The sequence below is a fragment of the Flavobacterium sp. genome (genome assembly GCF_044339515.1).
GTDB lineage: Bacteria > Bacteroidota > Bacteroidia > Flavobacteriales > Flavobacteriaceae > Flavobacterium.
In genome coordinates, this window is record NZ_JBIIVK010000035.1 from 1 (window position 1) to 17,930 (window position 17,930).

Annotated in this window: 15 protein-coding genes, 1 tRNA gene and 1 pseudogene; 10 read left to right on the top strand and 7 right to left on the bottom strand. The window is 34.0% G+C overall.

The window, feature by feature from the left end; genetic code table 11:
- Positions 1-377: 377 nt before the first annotated feature.
- The 6 genes from ACIQ0M_RS10250 to ACIQ0M_RS10275 all read right to left on the bottom strand — a co-directional run bounded on the left by ACIQ0M_RS10250 (position 378) and on the right by ACIQ0M_RS10275 (position 9,464).
- Positions 378-2,069: an SWIM zinc finger domain-containing protein gene (locus tag ACIQ0M_RS10250; protein WP_396151890.1), complete on the bottom strand. Its 1,692-nt coding sequence runs from the start codon at positions 2,067-2,069 to the stop codon at positions 378-380.
- Positions 2,070-2,095: 26 nt separating this feature from the next.
- A complete protein-coding gene (locus tag ACIQ0M_RS10255) occupies positions 2,096-2,770 on the bottom strand; it encodes a hypothetical protein (RefSeq protein ID WP_396151892.1) in 675 nt (224 codons plus the stop codon).
- Complete coding sequence (locus ACIQ0M_RS10260; RefSeq protein WP_396151894.1) at positions 2,770-5,676, bottom strand: class I SAM-dependent DNA methyltransferase; 2,907 nt, start codon at positions 5,674-5,676, stop codon at positions 2,770-2,772. The genes ACIQ0M_RS10255 and ACIQ0M_RS10260 overlap by 1 nt, the downstream gene beginning before the upstream one ends.
- Before the next feature lie 271 nt (positions 5,677-5,947).
- Positions 5,948-6,021, bottom strand: a tRNA-Asn gene (locus ACIQ0M_RS10265).
- An 89-nt stretch (positions 6,022-6,110) separates the two neighbouring features.
- Positions 6,111-7,433 (bottom strand): RIP metalloprotease RseP, encoded by a 1,323-nt coding sequence (gene rseP, locus ACIQ0M_RS10270; protein ID WP_396151896.1) that lies wholly within the window; start codon positions 7,431-7,433, stop codon positions 6,111-6,113.
- Between the two features lie 78 nt (positions 7,434-7,511).
- Entirely contained in the window at positions 7,512-9,464 is a 1,953-nt protein-coding gene (locus ACIQ0M_RS10275; protein WP_396151898.1) for a M1 family aminopeptidase, read from the bottom strand.
- 158 nt (positions 9,465-9,622) lie between these two features.
- On the opposite strand from ACIQ0M_RS10275, the gene serS reads away from it, so the two are divergent.
- The 5 genes from serS to mgtE all read left to right on the top strand — a co-directional run bounded on the left by serS (position 9,623) and on the right by mgtE (position 15,308).
- Positions 9,623-10,894, top strand: coding sequence for a serine--tRNA ligase (gene serS / locus ACIQ0M_RS10280; RefSeq protein WP_396151900.1), 1,272 nt, complete (start codon positions 9,623-9,625; stop codon positions 10,892-10,894).
- 75 nt (positions 10,895-10,969) lie between these two features.
- Positions 10,970-12,748: a tetratricopeptide repeat protein gene (locus ACIQ0M_RS10285; RefSeq protein ID WP_396151902.1), complete on the top strand. Its 1,779-nt coding sequence runs from the start codon at positions 10,970-10,972 to the stop codon at positions 12,746-12,748.
- A 64-nt stretch (positions 12,749-12,812) separates the two neighbouring features.
- Positions 12,813-13,142 (top strand): DUF4286 family protein, encoded by a 330-nt coding sequence (locus ACIQ0M_RS10290; protein WP_396151904.1) that lies wholly within the window; start codon positions 12,813-12,815, stop codon positions 13,140-13,142.
- 44 nt (positions 13,143-13,186) lie between these two features.
- Complete coding sequence (gene rsmA / locus ACIQ0M_RS10295) at positions 13,187-13,966, top strand: 16S rRNA (adenine(1518)-N(6)/adenine(1519)-N(6))-dimethyltransferase RsmA (RefSeq protein WP_396151906.1); 780 nt, start codon at positions 13,187-13,189, stop codon at positions 13,964-13,966.
- Positions 13,956-15,308 carry a magnesium transporter gene (gene mgtE / locus ACIQ0M_RS10300; protein WP_396151908.1) on the top strand — a complete coding sequence of 451 codons (1,353 nt, stop codon included), beginning with the start codon at positions 13,956-13,958 and terminating at the stop codon, positions 15,306-15,308. The genes rsmA and mgtE overlap by 11 nt, the downstream gene beginning before the upstream one ends.
- 53 nt (positions 15,309-15,361) lie before the next feature.
- Here the strand turns inward: mgtE and ACIQ0M_RS10305 are convergent, their stop codons facing one another.
- Positions 15,362-15,607 (bottom strand): hypothetical protein, encoded by a 246-nt coding sequence (locus tag ACIQ0M_RS10305; protein WP_396151911.1) that lies wholly within the window; start codon positions 15,605-15,607, stop codon positions 15,362-15,364.
- Between the two features lie 224 nt (positions 15,608-15,831).
- On the opposite strand from ACIQ0M_RS10305, the gene ACIQ0M_RS10310 reads away from it, so the two are divergent.
- The 5 genes and pseudogenes from ACIQ0M_RS10310 (at position 15,832) to ACIQ0M_RS10330 (ending at position 17,913) form a co-directional block, all read left to right on the top strand.
- Positions 15,832-16,065: a helix-turn-helix domain-containing protein gene (locus ACIQ0M_RS10310; RefSeq protein WP_396151913.1), complete on the top strand. Its 234-nt coding sequence runs from the start codon at positions 15,832-15,834 to the stop codon at positions 16,063-16,065.
- Between the two features lie 22 nt (positions 16,066-16,087).
- Positions 16,088-16,318, top strand: a pseudogene (locus ACIQ0M_RS10315) (magnesium transporter); the annotation flags it as partial.
- 184 nt (positions 16,319-16,502) lie between these two features.
- Positions 16,503-17,279: a pyrroline-5-carboxylate reductase gene (gene proC, locus ACIQ0M_RS10320; protein WP_396151915.1), complete on the top strand. Its 777-nt coding sequence runs from the start codon at positions 16,503-16,505 to the stop codon at positions 17,277-17,279.
- A 51-nt stretch (positions 17,280-17,330) separates the two neighbouring features.
- Positions 17,331-17,639: a helix-turn-helix domain-containing protein gene (locus ACIQ0M_RS10325; RefSeq protein ID WP_396151917.1), complete on the top strand. Its 309-nt coding sequence runs from the start codon at positions 17,331-17,333 to the stop codon at positions 17,637-17,639.
- Between the two features lie 37 nt (positions 17,640-17,676).
- Entirely contained in the window at positions 17,677-17,913 is a 237-nt protein-coding gene (locus tag ACIQ0M_RS10330; protein ID WP_396151919.1) for a hypothetical protein, read from the top strand.
- Positions 17,914-17,930 lie beyond the last annotated feature (17 nt).

Consider the following 17,930-nt stretch of genomic DNA (forward strand, 5'->3'; position numbering starts at 1 on the left):
TTTCGGTGGTCAATTTCAACCGGAAAGTGGTGGTCAATTTGACCCGAAATTAGGTGGTCATTTTGAATCGGAATCGATGGTCAATTTGCTCCGGAATTAGGTGGTCAATTTGACCGTTTTTTCCAATAGACACAATAAAACATATTGATAATGAGCTGAATATTATTAGAGAGAAAGGACGACAGGTTTATTTAGAATCCAATCCGCAAGGTTTTTCAAAAATTGTTCACGACTATTCAAATGATAATAAGGGATTTGTTATTTGGAAAGGACAACTAGAAGAGCGGTTGATTTAAAGAAATATCTCTCAAAGCAATTTATTGTAGTTTCAGAAGCCCCGTTAATATATTTCAAATAGTGGATTTCTTACTATTTATTTAAACTTTATTCAATTCATCTAATAATGCTTTTCGCATTGGGTATGTTTTTCTAAAGTAATCTATTAATCGATTAACTTCTGTTTCGCCTCCTAATTTTTTCATTTGACGAAGATAGCGACAGGCTTTTTGATAATGCTCTCTTCCAATAAACTTGTCAACATATTTGGTTAGTCGCGTGCTATACATTTGAATAAGTTCTGAAGCATAGTCTTTTGCTAAATATTGTTCTTCGGTTTCAATGTTTTCTAATGATTCCGTTTGCTTTAATAATTCAAACAAGCGATTCCACCATTGCTGTTTGATATATATTTTTCGGATTAATCCTCTTGCGCTCCAAGTATTTTTTGATTGTGTTTGAATATGATTGATTAGCTTTTCAATATCAGAATTCCAGCGCTCAGCAGGTGTGTTTTCTCTCATTATTTCAAAATAATCTTCTTCAGAACGAGAATCATTCACAAATAAATAAGTTGCTTGCTTTACTATTTCAGAAACATCCTTTTGTATTTGAGCAATTTTTAAAAGGAAACGATACCAATCTATTACTAATCCTGTTTTTGATATTTTATCTGTTTCAATACCATTTTTGCAAAGCTTTTTGGCATATTCAAAGTTTTTATCCTCAATTGCTTTTTGAATTTCCGTTTTTCGAATACGAGAATTAGATAAATTAGCTTCAATAAATTGAGATACTTCCTTTTGGGTTTTATATTGCTGCAATAATCTTAAAATTGCCATTTGAGCACGTTCACTTTGATAGTCGCTTTCGGTTTTATTCAAACAAGAAATCAATAAATCGACATCTGTTTCATTTTCAGCAAGTTTTTCCGCTACTTCTAAAATCCCCAAATGCCAATCCCAACCCGAAAATAATTTTTTGTTATAAATTTGAATACAATACTCAAAAATTTCTTTCTTTAATGTAGCATCTAAATTATCCGAAGAGGCAATATCATGTAAAGCTTCAACTGCGGTATCAACAAAATAACCAATGTCTCCGTTACTATCATCTGCATTTTGAATAGTTTTTGTCATTTCTTCCAATAGCACAGCACTTAGAAAAAATGCTTGTTGAAAGTTATTCGAAAGTTTGTACGATTCCAATTTTTCAACTAACGTTTCTAAAACTCGAGTAAGATATTTCATATTGTGCCAATCAATAAAACCATGTTTGCCTGAAGCCGCTTTTACAATTTCTTTTATTTGATTGCGATAAAAATCAGCATCAAGTTTTTGGTCAATATGTCCAAAAGTTAGCAAAAAATAATTTCTAAATTTCTTGTCTTGTTTACATTGTTCAATGATAAATTTTTGCAATGCATCTTGATCTAATGAATGGAGAATTGTCTTTATTTGGTTTTCAATTGTTGGCTTTTTTTGTTCTTTCTTTCTCTTTGGTTTGTTTTCCGAAAGATTCAACTCATTTTGCAACATATAAAATAGCACAGCCGCTTCATGTTTACATACGGGACCAAAGTCATAAGGACAATTACAGTAATGTGAAACTACAATGTCATTTTCAATAATTAGGTTAATTGTATAATCCTCGCTACCTTCTACTATTGCCTGGAATTCATTTGTCGCAATTGTGGTAAATTCCGAAACATAGCCTTGCTCAAAATATTCAAGTCCTCTTTTAAGGATGGTTTCATCTATAAGTTGTTCAAAAGAATTAAGTGGTATTTTCATGGATGTTCTAATCAAGAAAATTTAAATTAATTTATTGAAACCCATAAGTGGGTTAAACTTACATGATCTGTTTGTCTATGGGCAATAGACTGCAGGATGCAATAATCAATATTACTTCTAGTTTCTGAAAGCAGTTCATCTATTTTCCAGTCGGTTTTTGAATTCTTCGCTAAATCGGTTACCCAGCCATTGATTGTTGTATGCCAATGCTTGAAATCTTTTTCTTCAACAAATCCTATCAAACCACACTGCAATAGCTCTTTTCCATGTTTCTCGGATTTATACCTTTCTATACCACCATTATTTTTCTCACCAATTACATATTCTTTTTCCCTTGAAGTTTCTGGAGAGGGAAGCCTTTTACTTTCAACAGAATATATTGAAGATAGCTCTACATTTTGTTCGTTTGGATAGAAAAAAAAGTCCGAAAAGCCTTTGCTAAGGTTATAGACATCTTGATATTGTCCTTCAATATTAAAAGGATAATCTTTTATTCTTATTAGTACTTGTGCTTGTTTGGTGTATTCTTGAGTTAAGTCGTTTTCGTTTAGGTTCTTTTTCTTGTGAAATCCTGCCTTTAGATAAGACTTGAAATACACCGCCGTTTCAACCATACACTCTTTAACAAGAGTAACAATCTTGTTTTTAGGTAGCTCAATATTAGGTTTAGCTGAATTAAATATGTTTTGCTCGGCTATCATTAAAAACCTGCATTTGAAAAGTCAGAAAAACATTTATCGGCATCTCGGTAGGCTGTTAGAGAAATCCAATACCTATATTGATTAGGTTTGATAAAAACAATTGTATCTTTTTGAGGATATAGTTTAATGATCCTTTTAATAGATAATTGTTCCGATACGATAGTATCTGTCAAACTTTCAATATTAAGCTCAGATAGGTTTTTATAGAAGTTTGGTTCTTGATTTTCTGAATCAAACTTAAATACCGTTGCTATAAGTGAATTGTTAAGCTCTACAACATCACTTAATCTGAATTTTCTTCCATTGTCTTGTTGATAAACAACATTTAATGCTCTTGAAAATTCAGTTCCATAACTGGTAAGTATACTTTTAATTTTATTGGTTTGAATAGATTTTAATATTTTGGATTTTTCTCCATGAATAAAAAAGTCTCTTTGAAATTCTAAACAATCTTGTATGACATTTAAATCAAAATTTGAGAACGAAAAGTTATTGTCAATAAAAGGTAAGCTCTTAAAGTCTTTTAACAAAAACGTGTTATTTCTATTGATTAAAGTTTCCGAGCTTGTAGCTAAAAAATAAAACTGATAAAATTTAGAATTTAACTCCAAAACATCTACGCATTTTTTTAGAAACTCTTGCTTTTTATCAAGACTTGAAATGCCAATAATTCTATGTTTAAAAGTAAAAGATTTTTCATTGTAGAAAACAGGAAGTTTTTGGGTTCCAATATTTTCCCAAACAATGATATTGGGAGCAGAAAAAATAGATTGCTGTGGGACTTTAACAAACTTTATAGTATTGTCAGTATCTTCTAATGCGGAATAATTTATTCCAGACTCAGAAATTCCATTACTAGGCAGTGTTTTCATTTTATACATAAAATCAGGCGAGAGATGACCATTATTGCCGATAATGAATCCTTCTCCTAACAAACAATTATTTGAGGTAAGATAATCGTTTAGTTTGGTCAATAAATTTGATTTCTCAACAAGATTCCTAATTCTTCCTCCACCCAATAAATTGTTCTTCCAAATAAACTCGTTATTAATAGCGGTTTGTCGGCTAATAAAATGAAAATCATAATCATCAATTTCAAAAAAGATACGCTCCTTTGTAGCAATGGTTCTTCGAAATGTTAGATGTAAAAGATTTTTCCTGAAATCAGGCTTTTCATTTTTTATAAAAATAGCAGCAGAACCTACTCTTGCACCATTATCCCATAAAGATTTTCCCTCTGCTAAGGCTGTAAAATCAAAGATTTGTACAACATTGTAATTTGAGAACAGCGTTTTTTTATAATCGTTTGAGGTGCTGTTATAAAGCAGTCCTGAAGATTTAATAATAAGGCATGACAGTCCACTTTGTTTTAAATAAGAAAAAGATTCTGATAAAAATTTTAAAGCAATCTGACCTTGTGGAATGATAGTATTTTCATTTTCGACCTCCCATTTATTAGAATAATTGGAAATAGCTCCTCTTACAAATGGAGGATTGCCAATGATTAGATTAAACTTTTTATGTTTAATAGATTCACAATGAAAAAAATCTGAGCAAATAAGGTTCTCCTCTGTTAAATCATCAAATCGTAATTCATTAATTATCTTTATAGGATTCAGTTCATTACAAAGTGCCAAACTCAAACTAAAAGAGGCTAATTTAATTGCTTGTCCTTCTTTATCAACGCCATAGATATTTTTCAATAAGCGTTTTAAATCTTTAATATCTGGATACTTCATTTCGTTTTGAAGTCTCCAAATTTGTACTAATCGTTTAAAAGCTACGACTAAAAAAATACCTGAACCACAAGCTGGGTCTAAAACCTTAAAGGATTCAAGATTAAAATCTTCATATTTTTTTAGAGGAATACATTCATCAACCAACAATTTTGCAAGGTGTGATGGTGTGTAAAACAATCCTTTTTCTTGTTTGTCTTCTCCTAAGAACTCTTCGTATAAACGGCTTATCAGTTCTACAGGAATATATTTGAATTCAAAATATCTTAAATCAAATTCAAATTCGGCTTGTTGTGAACTAATATCAGTTTTGTCAGCTGATAAAAATTCTGCTAGAATGTTTAAATTTAAAGACTGTAGCTGTTTTTGCTCTACTTCATCCCAAGTAAACACATTTCCGTTGAAATCTTTATTTAAATCAGTCAACAAATCAACAAACCTTCCTTTTCGCAAGACGTCCGTAAAAGTATTTGAATTGTCATACTTTTTGAAGTACTTTTCAGACAACAATTTATTGCGATTAGTATCGATACGCTCTTCTAAATACTTGATAAGTATTGCTTGTACAATAGCCTTGTTTATTAAAGAAGATAATTGAGGGAAGTCTTTCTTTAAAATTTCACTTACGTGTCTGATATTTTTTATCAATGTATCGTAAGCAGAGTTTTGGAATTTAAATTTCTTTTTGAATTCCTCTTGTTCCCAAAAAATTCCTGTTTTAATTTTTACGGTAAATTGGTCATTGTATAAATCATGAGCTTTACCAACTAAATTTAAATTAGATATTAAGTATTCAGGTTTGAAATTCTTGGTGATGTGTTTTGTACAATCAACTATTTTTATTTCTGTATTAAAGAAGAAACAAGCTAAAGGAACTTCACCGCTACTCCAGAGATTAGTTTGAATGTCTGCAATAGTATTGTCTTGTTGTTCATAAAAGCTTTCGTTTGTAAAATCAAAAAGATAAACCTGAGGTTTGTAGCTTCCGCTTAACTGTAACCGAAAATATACGGCAGTAGCTTTTAATTCTCTCGCTGTTTCTAAATGAAATTTTAAAAGAGGGTCTGGAGGATTTTGTTCATCAGCTAAAAACAACAAAGAATCTCCTTCAAAGCCTAATTTTTTTAGACCTTGTGCGAATGGTTCTGTAATGTTTTCAAGCAAACTCATAAATAATATTTATTTAGAAATGAACATTATGGGTATACTGACCAATAAAGATAAGGATTTTTAATTTAAAATACCTAATCTGGGATTTTAATTGATAATTATTTATTTTTCAAGGGTTACATGTATTTTTTGATAAGTGGTTCGAGAAATGCCTCAAAAACCCCATAATTTTATTTTATACTTCTCGAACCACTTTTTTTGCTCGTAACTCTTTAAAAATCAAAATGTTATAAATAGAAAAAGCCGCTAAATAGCGGCTTTGTCATAAAAGCTCCCCCTCTTGGGCTCGAACCAAGGACCCTCTGATTAACAGTCAGATGCTCTAACCAACTGAGCTAAGGAGGAAGGTATATAACCTTTTTTGCGAGTGCAAATATAAAGCGAAAAATGATTTATCCAAACAAAAATTGCACTTTTTTACACTTTTTACTTTATTATTTTCCGGTGACTAAATGCCAGATGTCGTTACCAAATACTAATGCCATCAATGTCAGCAAAATAACTACGCCAATCGTTTGAGCGACTTCTAATGTTTTTTCGGTTGGTTTTTTGCGGGTAATCATTTCAATCAAAATAAATACCGCATGACCACCGTCTAAGCCCGGAATCGGAAGCACATTCAAGAATGCCAACCACACCGAAAACATCGCAGTAAACGACCAAAAGAAAGTCCAATCCCATTCCGGTTTGAAAATTTTAAACATTCGCAACGGACCGCTCACTTGTTTGTAGGCTTCTGTTTTGGTATTGAAAATAACTTTAAATTGTTTGATTTGTCCCGTTAAGGTAGAAATGGTTTTGTTAAACCCGGCCGGAATCGATTCTAAAAAGGAAACGTCTTTGGTTACATAAGCCTTTTCCAAAATACTGAAACGATTAGCAAAACCAAGTTTACCTTCTTTGGTTGTTTTGGCTTTTATTACTACTGTTTCATTTCCTCTAATTACTTTTAACCGGATGGAATCATTTTTATGCTGACTGATCACCGTATTGAATTCATCAAAAAAAGTAGTGTTTTTGTCATTAATGGCCACAATTTTATCGCCTACTTTTAATCCGGCCAATTCTGCTTGCATTCCCGGAAGTAGTGAATCTACGACGGTTTCTTCGCGGGCAGCTAAAAAGTTCTTTCCTGCTCTTTTGATTACGTCACGTTTGCCCTCGTCAGACAAATCAAAGGTGAGTTCTTTACCATCTCTTTGTACGGTGATGTTATCGCCAAATAAAATTTCTAAAGGCAATTGTTCAAATTTTTCTTGTGGTTTTCCATCCACTTTTAAAATTTGGTCACCGTTTTTTAATCCTAGAATCGTTCCCACAGAATCCACTGCAATTCCGTTTGTAATTTTTGAATTATCAATAAAATTATCGCCGTGATTAATGAACAGACACGCATAAATTATCCAAGCCAAAAAGAAATTGACAATTACACCACCCATGATGATGATTAAGCGTTGCCAAGCCGGTTTACTGCGGTATTCCCATGGTTGAGGTTCTTGTTTCAATTGCTCCTTGTCCATGCTTTCATCAATCATTCCGGCAATTTTTACATAACCACCCATTGGCAACCATCCGATACCGTATTCGGTTTCGCCGATTTTTTTCTTTACTAACGAAAACCAAGGATTGAAGAAAAGGTAGAATTTTTCAATTTTTGTTTTAAAGTATTTTGCCGGTAAAAAATGACCTAACTCGTGCAGAATGACCAAAAAAGAAAGACACAAAATTAATTGTGCTATTTGAATTAATGTTTCCATTGATGTGTTTTAAATTTCAAAATCGTGCACAAAAGTAAGGTTTTCACTTTACAATTGAATTGATTTTGTAGAAAGGCATTAGTTTTTTATAAATTTTTTATGAAAAGTTCCTTCCGTAGCGGTTATTGTAAGGTAATAAACGCCGTTTGACAAAGAGGCTACATTCAGAAGCGAATTTTGCGTTTCTAAAACCAACTGTCCTAAATTGGAATATATTTGAATGTTCTCGATGTTTAAGTTGGAAGGATATTCCACTTTTAAATCAGCAGCAGTTGGGTTTGGAATGAGTTGAATAACATTGGCCATGTCCAACGTATTAAGCCCCAAAGTAGCCGAGTTATTTCTTGAAATGATGTGTCTGTTTGGGTCAAAATCAACATCCGTCACCACAAAAGGAACGTTTACGATAAATTGTTGTCCGTTAGTGGTATGTTCTAACACCACATCAAAAACTTGATTCCCTTGACCATAAAGTCTAACTTCTACCGGCATTTCAAAAAAATCTACACTAGCATTTGATTGACTTTGATTTAATGTGATTGCAACTTGATTGTTTCCACTATTACTCACCGAAACGGTATAAGAGGGATGTCCTTGTCCGTATACCCAATCTTCAAAAAACTCCGTTAAATCCATACCGGAGACGGCTTCCAAATGCATTTGTAAATCCTCTGTTACGGCATAACCAAAGGCTAAAATAGGGTCGGCTAAGAAATTTTTTAATCCTTGATAAAAATCTTCATCCCCCATTTTCCATCGCAACATGTGTACGACCATCGCTCCTTTGTTATAGCTCAATCGACTGCTGAAAATTCTTCCTACATTGGTTGCTTCCGTTTCGGTTAAATAAACCGCACCACTATTGGATGAAGTAATGTTGTTAATTAAACTGTTTTTCCAACTCACAAAACTGTTTGAACCATCAAAATCCTCGACCACTAATCCGGATAAATAGGTGGCGAAGCCTTCGTTTAACCAAATATCTTTCCAAGTTCCGCAAGTTACCTTGTTGCCAAACCATTGGTGAGCCAATTCGTGTGCAATTAAATTTCTACCAAAACTTCCCATAAACGAAACCGTCGTATGCTCCATTCCTCCGCCCATGTTGGTTTGAGCATGACCGTATTTTTCGTTGGCAAACGGATAGGTTTCAAATAATTCTTCAAACAAATCCATGATTGGTAAAGTGACAGCCAAACTGTTTTGAGCCGATGTTAAATTTTCCGGATAAATGTAATTTACAACCGGAAAGTCGTTTGGAGCCGTTCCTGCTTGTTGAGTAAATATACTGTAATTCGTCACCGCAATGGCAATTAAATAAGCAGGAATTTTGTAGTTGTGCTGAAAATGTGTTGTTTTAGTTCCGTTCCCGTTGTCAACCACACTTTGCTGTACACCATTGGAAACACTCACATATTGCGAGGGTGCCTTAATAAAGACGTCAATTGAGTCTATTTTGTCATTCAAATCCTGTTTACAAGGCCACCAATCCCTGGCTGCAAAAGGTTCAGATAATGTCCATAAAACAGGAACACCACCATGCGTACTTATAGAAAAACCTTGTTCTGTAGTATTGGGAGCTCCGGCATAACTGATGGAAACGGAGTTGGTTGTTCCCGACAAAAGCGTGTTTGGAAATTGAATAATCAATTCTTTTGAAGCTGAATTATGTTCAAAATCAAGCGGTTCTTCATTCATCATTACGGAACCTACCGTTATTCTGTTGTTGTAATATGGATTATTTGTGTTTGTAATTCTTCCCAAATCAAATGTAATCGAATTCATGTTTTCCAATGCAATGAAATCAGTGGTCACATTGCCGCTAATAAAATATTCTGCAGGATCAACTTCAAATTCTAAACGGTGGTAAACTACATCATAATTCAATGTATTCGGATTAACTTGAATATCAACAAGAGAAGAAGAGGATTTTAATTCCGCTTCAGCAATTTCATTAATTTCTTTCAAATAATCTTGTGCAGAAATCGAAAAACTTAACAAAAGAAAGAAATTGAGTAGGATTTTATTCATTTTATTTGAAAATTGATTGCCAAATGTAGAAAATTGTATTGATTTATCATATTTCTTTCTGTTTTTTAGCATTTGTTCAAACGTGCTTCATTTTCAAAATCAGTTCTTTTCGTTACAAAACATTTATGTACATTTGCCTTCGCAAAAAAACAATTAGTATGTTACAATTAGCTGTTATTCGTGAGAATAAAGAAAAAGTGATTAAAGCGTTGGCTAAAAGAAATTTAGATGCCAACCGTTTAGTGGAAACCGTGTTGGATTTAGATGAAAAACGCAGAGCAACACAGGTTGAATTAGATAACATTTTGGCTGAATCCAATTTACTTTCCAAAGAAATTGGTGAAATGATGAAATCGGGCGAAAAAGCTAAAGCTGAAATCGTTAAGCAAAAAACAGCTCAATTAAAGGAGAAAAGCAAAGAATTATCAGAGAAATTGGAAGTTTTTACCACTTCTCTTTCTGAAGAATTATATAAAATTCCAAATATGCCGGCAGATATCGTTCCGGAAGGGAAAACGCCTGAGGATAATTTGACTGTTCATCAAGAAGGCGACATTCCGGTTTTGCACGAAGGGGCTTTGCCGCATTGGGATTTAGTAAAAAAATACGACATCATCGACTTTGAATTGGGTGTAAAAATCACCGGAGCAGGTTTCCCGGTTTACAAAGGAAAAGGAGCTAAATTGCAACGTGCGTTGATTGCTTATTTCTTAGATAAAAACACCGAAGCAGGTTATCAAGAATACCAAGTTCCGCATTTGGTAAACGAAGCTTCCGGTTTTGGAACAGGTCAATTGCCGGACAAAGAAGGACAAATGTACCACGTGGGTGTGGATGATTTATATTTGATTCCAACGGCTGAAGTTCCGGTTACGAACTTGTTTCGCGATGTGATTTTAAACGAAAATGAATTGCCGGTTTTATGCACAGGTTACACACCATGTTTCCGGAGAGAAGCAGGTTCGTATGGTGCTCACGTTCGAGGATTAAACCGTTTGCACCAATTTGATAAAGTAGAAATCGTTCGTATTGAACATCCGGATAATTCCTATGCCGCTTTGGATGGAATGGTGGAACACGTGAAAACCTTATTGCAAGAATTGAAATTGCCATACCGAGTTTTGCGTTTATGTGGCGGCGATATGGGATTCACTTCGTCTTTAACCTATGATTTTGAAGTGTTTTCAACCGCTCAAGATCGTTGGTTGGAAATTAGTTCGGTATCTAACTTTGAAACCTTTCAAGCCAATCGTTTGAAGTTGCGTTTTAAAGACAAAGACGGAAGAAACCAATTGGCTCATACCTTAAACGGAAGTTCGCTGGCTTTGCCACGCGTTATGGCAGGAATCATCGAAAATTATCAGACGCCGGAAGGAATTGTGATTCCCGAAGTATTACGTCCGTACACCGGATTCGACATTATCAATTAAAAAAGTTAATCTTTATACAATCAATGTACTAATTGGCCAAAAAAAGCTATTTTAGTACATTGTTTTTTAAATGCTATGCACAAATTCATTCTTTTATTTGTTCTGATTTGCTCGTCGATTGTTTCTTCACAAAATGAACAATTGGCACAGCATTATTATGAGCGGGGTGAGTTTGAAAAAGCGTTGTTGAGTTATCAAGAATTATTGAAAACCCACTCTCTAAATGGCCCATATTTTATAAGGTTGATTGATTGTTATCAACAGTTACAACAATTTGAAAAGGCTGAGTCTAAACTCCTAGAAAGTATTGCAAAGAATAAATATGCCAATTTGTACGTAGAATTGGGCTACAATTACCAACTCCAAAAAAACCAAGAAAAAGCCGATTTGAATTATAAAATCGCTATTGAAAAAATAAAAGAAAATCCTTCGAATGTGTATGGAATAGCCTCTTCTTTTGAAAAGAAAGTACTATTGGATTATGCATTGCAAGCCTATCAAACCGCTATTTCTTTAGACCCAAAATACAAATTTAATTATCAAATGGCTCAAGTTTACGGACAAATGGGCAAGCAAGATATGATGATTGAAAAGTATTTGGACGAAATGTATGAAAATCCCCAAAACAGCGTCATGGTTCAAAATCAATTGACCCGATTTATGAACGATGAAGCCGGAGATTCATTCAATGAAATGCTTCGAAAAGCCCTTTTAGTAAAAGTGCAAAAAAATCAGGATCTCTTTTGGAATCAAATGTTAAGCTGGTTTTTTGTGCAACAAAAAGAATATGGAAAAGCGTTTATTCAGGAGAAAGCCATTTATAAAAGAGAGCCGGATTCTTTTTCCAACATTGTCAATTTAGCTGAGCTAGCGATTGAAGAAAATGAAAATGAAATTGCCGGTGAAATCCTCAGTTTTATTTTAGAAAACACGCAAGATTTGGACTTGCAAATTTTTGCCCAAGAATATTTAATGCGAATTAAAATTGAGAAAGCCCAAAAAACCGATTATTCTAAAATTGAATCCGAACTTGAACTTTTATTAAAACAGTACGGCGTTAGTCCGTATTCATTGGCTTTACAACGTTTACAAGCAGAATTTTCAGCTTTCTATCAAAACAACCCCGAAAAAGGAAAATTAGTTTTGCAAAAAGCAATGGAATTACCATTGAATAAATTTCAATTAGCGGAAGCCAAAATGGAATTGGCCGATATTTTGTTGTACGAAGAAAAATTCAATCAAGCGTTGTTGTATTATTCTCAAATTGAAGAAGATTTAAAAAACGACGTTTTGGGTCATGAAGCCAGTTTGAAAGCAGCTAAAACCAGTTATTTTAAAGCCGATTTTGATTGGGCGTTGACACAGTTGAAAGTATTAAAATCGGCTTCCACACAACTTATTGCGAACGATGCGTTGGAATTATTTCTGTTGATAAACGATAACACCGTGGCCGACTCGACCAGAACCGCTTTAAAAAAATTCTCCAAAGGCGATTTTTACCTTTATCAAAATAAGAATCAAGAAGCGTTAACCCAATTTCAACAAATTTTAAAAGACCACAAAGGTGAAGAAATTGAAGACGAAACAATCTTAAGAATCGGTCAAACCTACCAAGAATTAACCGATTACAATAATGCCTTGTTGTTCTACCAACAAATTATAGACAATCATCCGGAAAGCATTTACCGAGACGAAGCTTTATTTTTCTCGGCAGAAATTTACAATAAGCACCTCAATCAACCCGAAAAAGCAAAACCACTATATGAAGCCGTTCTTTTTAATCACCAAGACAGCATTCATTTTGTCGAGGCCAGAAAGAATTTCAGGCAGCTTCGTGGCGATTCTAACTTATAAAAGACACTACAGCTCGCTCCCCTCTACTTTGGAGAGGGGTTGGGGGTGAGGTTCAAAACAATCTATGATTCTATACAACGTAACCATCAACATCGATCAATCCGTTCACGACCAATGGCTACATTGGATGCAAAGCAAACACATCAGTGACGTTTTAGCCACTGGAAAATTCACTTCTGCCCGAATGGTAAAAGTATTAGTAGAAGAAGAAGGCAGCACGACCTACTCGATACAATATACAGCAGAAAACAAGGAAAAATTAGAAAGTTACTACCGCGAAGATGCACCGCGATTACGCCAAGAAGGGTTGGCTCTTTTTGCGGATAAAATGCTCTCTTTTCGAACTGAATTGCAAGTCATCAGTGAACATTTCCCAAAATCAGCCTTGCAGTAACCTCAGTGCCTCAGAACCTTTGTACCTTAGAACCTTAGCTTAACATGGAAAAAGTAAAAGCAAAAAAACACCTCGGTCAACATTTTCTAAACGATGAAAACATCGCTCAAAAAATTGCCGATTCACTCACGTTAGAAGGTTATCAAAACGTATTGGAGATCGGTCCGGGAATGGGTGTGCTCACTAAATACCTGCTCGAAAAACCCATTACAACGTTTGTGATTGAAATTGATACTGAATCAGTAACTTATTTACAAAACCATTACCCAAAATTAGTCGGAAAAATCATTTCAAAAGATTTTCTAAAATACAATTTAACGGAAGTTTTAGGAACCGAACCCTTTGCGATTATTGGAAATTTTCCCTACAATATTTCTACTCAAATTGTTTTTAAAACATTAGAATTTCGTAATCAAATTCCCGAATTTTCAGGGATGTTCCAAAAAGAAGTTGCCGAACGTATTTGCGAAAAAAAAGGAAGTAAAGCCTACGGAATTCTTTCGGTGTTAACACAAGCATTTTATGAAGCGGAATACCTTTTCACTGTTTCAGAACATGTTTTTACGCCACCACCAAAAGTGAAATCGGGTGTTTTACGTTTAAAAAGAAAAGAAAACTTCCAATTGCCTTGTGACGAAAAATTGTTTTTTACCGTGGTAAAAACCGCTTTTAACCAACGCAGAAAAACACTTCGTAACAGTTTAAAAACATACCAACTGTCTGATAATTTAAAAGAAGATAGTATCTTTGACCTCAGACCGGAGCAACTCTCGGTTGAACAGTTTATCGAACTCACGCAAAAAATAGCCGCCGATGGAGTTTAAAATCAGCAGAGAATTTCTCAGTCAAATTGAGCAATTAATTAAGGAAAACAAGGAGCAGGAACTACACGACTTGCTGCGAGAAATCCACTATGCTGATATTGCCGAAATCATGGAAGAACTCGATGATTACGGAGCTATTTATATTTTTAACACCTTAGATTCCGAAAAAACATCCGAAATTCTTCTTGAATTAGATGAAGAGGTTCGTGAAAAAATCCTCCGAAAACTTACACCAAAAGAAATTGCCGAAGAGTTAGACGAACTTTCCACCGATGATGCAGCCGATATTATTGCCGAACTTCCGCAAGAGCGAAAAGAACAAGTAATCTCTGAGTTGGAAGACGTTGAACATGCCAAAGACATTGTCGATTTGTTGCGTTATGACGAAGATTCTGCCGGAGGTCTAATGGGAAAAGAGCTCGTGAAAGTCAATGAAAACTGGAACGTGCTGACGTGTGTAAAAGAAATGCGAATTCAAGCCGAAAACGTTTCTCGAGTTCATTCGATTTACGTTGTAGATGACGAAAATCGTCTGAAAGGTCGTTTATCGCTTAAAGATTTATTAACCACTTCCACCAAAACACCTATCAGCGAAGTCTACATTCCAAAAGTAGATTACGTAAAAGTGGATACCAAAGATGTTGAAGTGGCCCGTATCATGCAAAAATACGACCTAGAAGCCATTCCTGTTGTAGATGAATTAGGCCGTTTAGTGGGTCGAATTACCATCGACGACATCATCGACGTGATCAAAGAAGAAGCCGACAAAGATTACCAATTAGCAGCCGGTATCTCACAAGACGTTGAAGCAGATGACAGCATTCTCGAACTCACCAAAGCACGACTTCCTTGGCTTGTGTTAGCTCTTTTGGGCGGATTTATTGCTGTAGAAGTCACAAGTAGTTTTGAGGGAGCTTTGGATAAATTTAAAACTTTATTTTTCTTTACACCACTTATAGCTGCTATGGCTGGAAATGTTGGGGTCCAATCTTCGGCCATAATTGTCCAAGGACTTGCAAATAATACTTTAAGCGGAACTGTTTGGCAAAGGTTACTTAAAGAAGTTAGATTAAGTTTATTAAATGGATTGATTTTATCTTTGATATTGCTATTTGGAAGTCATTTTTTGTTGGGCTTCGAGTATATCATTGGAATTACAGTATCTGTGTCACTTTTATCAGTAATTATAATTTCTTCTCTTACAGGTACATTTGTTCCAATTACATTAAACAAATATGGAATTGATCCTGCCTTGGCCACTGGTCCTTTTATCACCACAAGTAATGATATCTTTGGAATCTTTATTTATTTTTCAATAGCTAGATTAATTTTGGGGTTTTAAAAAGACTGCCATTTGATTATGACAGTCTTTAAATTCTATAATTTTATTTTTTATTAATAGCACCAAGCTCTTTCTACTTTTTTACAAAAAGTCCCTTTACTATTTTTCCACCAATAATATGTATTTCCTTGTGCATCATGACCAAAACCATATGCGTAACCATAATGAGCTGAAAAATATCTACAATCAACAATAATAGTTACAGTTCTTGGAGGAGTAGTTGAGTTAGATTCAGTAATATTAGAAAAATCTATATTTTCTAAGTCTCCTTCATCTAAATCGAAATCTAGTAACTTCATTTCTAATGAATTTTGATCAACTCATTGAATTAATGATTCATTTCCTGAATTAATGGATTCATTTGTTGATTCGTTTGAGCAAGAGAAAATCACAAAAGATGCAATAATAATAAGAATTTTTTTCATTTTGTATAAGTTTTAAATTTTGCCAAGTATAATTAAAATTTCAAAATAATGACAAATTTGTCATTATTTTATTCAAGCACTATATTGATATTGCGTTAGTGCATGAAATACTGGAAAATAAAGAAATTATTTCTAAAATAACTGTTAGAATAAAAAAATTGAGAATGTTAAATAACATTTCTCAGGAAAAATTTTATTTCGATACGGGAATACATATTTCTAGAATAGAACAAGGTAAAAGCAATCCTACAATATATACTTTATATAGAATATGTTCCTATTTTAATGTTACTTTAAGTGATTTTTTTAAAAACATTGAAGAAGTAAATTAATAATTTTTAAATCAAACACTTTCTTAGTAGTCATTTTCTACTCAGAGTAGAATACATTATCTGTATCACCGTCGCTATTGCACTCATTTATGTAATTGTAATTGCCTCTCTTATTGGAACTTTTGTTCCGATTACACTCAACAAATACGGGATCGATCCTGCACTCGCCACCGGACCGTTTATTACCACCAGCAACGACATTTTCGGAATTTTAATCTATTTTTCCATCGCAAAAGCCATCTTGGGATTCTAAATTTTGTATTTTTAGGGTGCCAAAACCTGCTATCCGCTGCAATCTTTTTCAGTCAGGCTTGTTTTTGTAAGCCCAAAAAAGAGCTTCTTTTAGTCGCTTTTTTTGAGCAACAAAAACTAAGCCCGCCTTTCAAAAGGATTTCCGCTACTATCAGGGGCACAAACCGTAAATCAATCCAGTAGCCATGAACATTCACATTATCGGAGGAGGTAACCTAGGCGTAGCCATAGCAGTAGGATTAGCCAATTATTCCAAAGGAAATCATATTATCATCACCCGAAGAAATACCGCTTCAATTCAGTACTTATCTCAAAACGGAATCAATGTTTCTTCCAACAATATTGAGAACATTGACAAAGCCGATTTAATTATTCTCACGATCAAACCCTATCAAATCGACACGGTTTTAAACGAAATTCTACCGCATATTTCCAAAAAAATAATCGCTTCTGCAGTCAGTGGCGTTTCGTTGGAAACCTTACAACAAAAAACAAAAGGAGCACATCCTATCGTTCGGATAATGCCCAATATTGCCGCTCAATTTGCCGAAAGTGCTACGTGCATTTCTTTTTCCGAGCAAAACAAAGAAGCAGGTGAACAAGTTGTTTCGCTTTTTAACCACTTAGGAACCGCCATCGTCATCGAAGAAAAACTGATGGATGCCGCCACCGTTCTAGGTGCGTGCGGAACTGCGTATGCCTTGCGATACATCCGAGCCTCCATGCAAGCCGGAATTGAAATCGGTTTTGATGCTCAAACTGCTTTAGCCATCGCATCACAAACCGCAAAAGGTGCCGCAAAAATGGCTTTAGAAGAAAAAATTCATCCCGAACAATTAATTGACAGAGTAACCACACCACAAGGTTGCACCATTGTTGGACTGAATGAAATGGAACATCGCGGATTTAGTTCTGCTTTAATTCGTGGGATTAAAACTTCGTTGCAAAAAATTAAGGAATAAATTTGTCATTGAAATATTTTTGACTAAATTTGTCAAAACAGATTTTGTCTTATGGAAACATTTGGAGATATTATTAAAACAGAAAGAGAGAACAGAGGATTGATTTTAAGACAAGTTGCCTCCGCACTCGACATTGACCAAGCTATTGTCAGTAAATTTGAACGTGGTGAAAGAAAACCTTCAAAAGAACAAGTTGAAAAATTTGCAGATTACTATAATTTGGATAAAAACAAATTAATTACAAGTTGGTTAAGTGATCAAATAGCCAACACAATTTACTATGAAGAGAATATTGTAGAATTATTAAAAGTTGCAGAAGAAAAAGCAATATACCTAAAAACTGTTCACAATGGAAAATAAGATAATTCTTCTATTCTTGTAATAAATTTTTAATCAAATGAAAATTAGAGAAATAATTGATACACTTAAAAAAAGTGAATATAAAGGTTTTCAAATCGAAAAACGTGTCGGTATTTTAACTTCTACTTGGTTAATTTTTAAACAAAATGAAAAATACTTTTACTTCGATATAAATCAAAAAATTGAATTTGTTGAGAGATATTGTTATTCCGAGATTGAATTACTCAAAGAATTTAAAAATGCAAATTTTAGTATAGAAGAAAATATAGATTAATCTTAGTTTAAATTAAT

Excerpts from the sequence above, each read along its gene's own strand:
- proC (WP_396151915.1), top strand. The coding sequence starts at position 16,503 with ATGAACATTCACATTATCGGAGGAGGTAACCTAGGCGTAGCCATAGCA.
- ACIQ0M_RS10290 (WP_396151904.1), top strand. The coding sequence starts at position 12,813 with ATGATTCTATACAACGTAACCATCAACATCGATCAATCCGTTCACGAC.
- ACIQ0M_RS10255 (WP_396151892.1), bottom strand. The coding sequence starts at position 2,770 with ATGATAGCCGAGCAAAACATATTTAATTCAGCTAAACCTAATATTGAG.
- rseP (WP_396151896.1), bottom strand. The coding sequence starts at position 7,433 with ATGGAAACATTAATTCAAATAGCACAATTAATTTTGTGTCTTTCTTTT.
- rsmA (WP_396151906.1), top strand. The coding sequence starts at position 13,187 with ATGGAAAAAGTAAAAGCAAAAAAACACCTCGGTCAACATTTTCTAAAC.
- mgtE (WP_396151908.1), top strand. The coding sequence starts at position 13,956 with ATGGAGTTTAAAATCAGCAGAGAATTTCTCAGTCAAATTGAGCAATTA.
- ACIQ0M_RS10305 (WP_396151911.1), bottom strand. The coding sequence starts at position 15,607 with ATGAAGTTACTAGATTTCGATTTAGATGAAGGAGACTTAGAAAATATA.
- serS (WP_396151900.1), top strand. The coding sequence starts at position 9,623 with ATGTTACAATTAGCTGTTATTCGTGAGAATAAAGAAAAAGTGATTAAA.
- ACIQ0M_RS10285 (WP_396151902.1), top strand. The coding sequence starts at position 10,970 with ATGCACAAATTCATTCTTTTATTTGTTCTGATTTGCTCGTCGATTGTT.
- ACIQ0M_RS10275 (WP_396151898.1), bottom strand. The coding sequence starts at position 9,464 with ATGAATAAAATCCTACTCAATTTCTTTCTTTTGTTAAGTTTTTCGATT.
- ACIQ0M_RS10260 (WP_396151894.1), bottom strand. The coding sequence starts at position 5,676 with ATGAGTTTGCTTGAAAACATTACAGAACCATTCGCACAAGGTCTAAAA.
- ACIQ0M_RS10325 (WP_396151917.1), top strand. The coding sequence starts at position 17,331 with ATGGAAACATTTGGAGATATTATTAAAACAGAAAGAGAGAACAGAGGA.
- ACIQ0M_RS10330 (WP_396151919.1), top strand. The coding sequence starts at position 17,677 with ATGAAAATTAGAGAAATAATTGATACACTTAAAAAAAGTGAATATAAA.
- ACIQ0M_RS10250 (WP_396151890.1), bottom strand. The coding sequence starts at position 2,069 with ATGAAAATACCACTTAATTCTTTTGAACAACTTATAGATGAAACCATC.